We start from the raw sequence: 2,106 nt of genomic DNA on the forward strand, positions 1-2,106 counted from the left end.
AAGAAAATATATTGTCGTCTCTGATAGTCTTGATTTTACCAAAGATAGATTGCTTGATAATAATAAAATTAGCGATTATTTTACTCGAATGTATTCAGAATAAATAAATTTAATTGTTTATTCTTTAATAAAAATATTCTTCTAAACTAAAAACCATCACTTAATATTATTTCTAAAATAATAACTAAGTAATGGTTTTATTTTTTTATTGAAAAGCAATCATGCTAATAATTAACAATGAATGGCGATAATTACCCGAACTCTATATTGGCGGGTAGCTCACAATTTATACACCACAAGGTATCTCTGCGGATATTAAATCCCAAAAAGAACAATCATTAACGGTTTTGCTTCTTTAGTTTCGTAAGCGACTGTTTCTTTAGTTGAAAACAAAGGCAATATCTCTAAAACTCTAGAGTCATTAGGTCGTAGTGACACTGTCAAGTCAGTCGTTACCAGTATGGTGGTTGCAGGGGCATTGCAAGGTCTTGACCAATTTATGGGTTGGGATCAGGCAATCCAAGGAGGAACCTTACCCTCAACAGGCAAGTTGCTTGCGACGGATAACGCCACATGGACTCAAGTTGCTCAACGCGTTGCCTCACAGTCAGTAGTGAGTTCTACACTAGGCACAGCCATTCAAGGTGGCAGTTTTATTGATAATTTTAAAACTGCGTTATTAAACCATATCGGCAGTCAATTTCACGCAGAAGGCGCCAATCTCATTGGTGATAACGGTGCGGTATTAGGGCATGCAGGAAAAGTTTTAAGTCATGGCGTCGTAGCAGGTATTAGTGCAGAAATTGCAGGAGGCAGTGTTACTGGTGCAGTCGCGGGTGCTTTGGCAGCAGAGATAGCGGCGATATCGCTACAAAGTAAATTATTTGAGCCTAGTTATTTAAATGAAACTGACAGACAAGTTGCATTAATTCAAGAGGCAATGCATGGCAATGAAGGTCAAACACAGCTCACTAAATTAATTGGTGCACTGACAGGCGCTATTGTGACTCGTAAGCCTGAGGGCGTATTTTCTGCGGCTAATTCTGCGGAATTAGTTTATCGGCATAATTACAGTGAACATATGCTTTCTAACTTAGCTTTAGAAAATAATAAGGATATGATCGCTGCTTCGAAAGGAGATGTTGCAGCAGCAGAAAGAGTTGTCAATCGACGAAATGCAGGAATGGTTGCAATCGCTCTTGGTTTAGGAGGAAGTGCAAGTTTTATTGCTGGTCATACAGTTATTGCAGCAACACCTGAACTTATCACTATTGCTCAAGTTGCATTTAATACATGTAAATCTAATTGGGTTTATTGTACTAATCAGCTAGGTATTAATATTGCTGGGATATCGGCTCCAGAAGCAGCAATAGCAGGCGTCACTTTTGGCAGCGGTTATAAGGTGTTAGCAAGTTCAGAAGAAAGTGCTAAAGCTTTTTCTAGCATGTTAGCTAATAGCGCAAAGTCTTTAATAACGTCAGGCAAATTAAACATTACTGCTATAAAACCGATAGTAGAACAAGAAAAATTATTAATAACTACCCATAAAAAAGCGATTGAAATAATCAATAACAGGGAACTTATAATATATTCAGGAGTAACTACGAATGGATATAAAGTATCTAATGGAGCCAAAACAGTAGTTTCTAAAAATGAATTAGACCATCCTATTGTTCAATCTAGAATTAATATTGATAATGGTAACTTAAAGCGTGGTTGGGTACATGTGATTCATCGGCATTTTTCAGATAAAAAATGCTAGCCAATTCACTATAAGTCAAGTAGATTTAAAGCTAATACTTCAAAGTAATGATATTTCAAAAATAAAAATTAGTAGAATCATCAATAGTAAAGATGAAAAATTGTATGAAAGAGTTATTATATTAGATAAATATATTGGCATTGATAAATTTACTAAAAACTCAACGAATATCATAACAATTTTAACGGATAATTTAGGTAATTTAGTAACGGTAATGCCAGGAAGACTAAAATGAAATTAATTGGTTAGATAAATATATTGGCATTGATAAATTTACTAAAAACTCAACGAATATCATAACAATTTTAACGGATAATTTAGGTAATTTAGTAACGGTAATGCCA

Annotated in this window: 1 protein-coding gene; it reads left to right on the top strand. The window is 34.8% G+C overall.

The genetic code is table 11. The features are described from left to right. Positions 1–400 precede the first annotated feature (400 nt). A complete protein-coding gene (locus BHE89_RS15475) occupies positions 401–1,762 on the top strand; it encodes a DUF637 domain-containing protein (protein ID WP_286146205.1) in 1,362 nt (453 codons plus the stop codon). Positions 1,763–2,106 lie beyond the last annotated feature (344 nt).

This window comes from Shigella sp. FC1967 (genome assembly GCF_001743005.1).
Lineage (GTDB): Bacteria > Pseudomonadota > Gammaproteobacteria > Enterobacterales > Enterobacteriaceae > Proteus.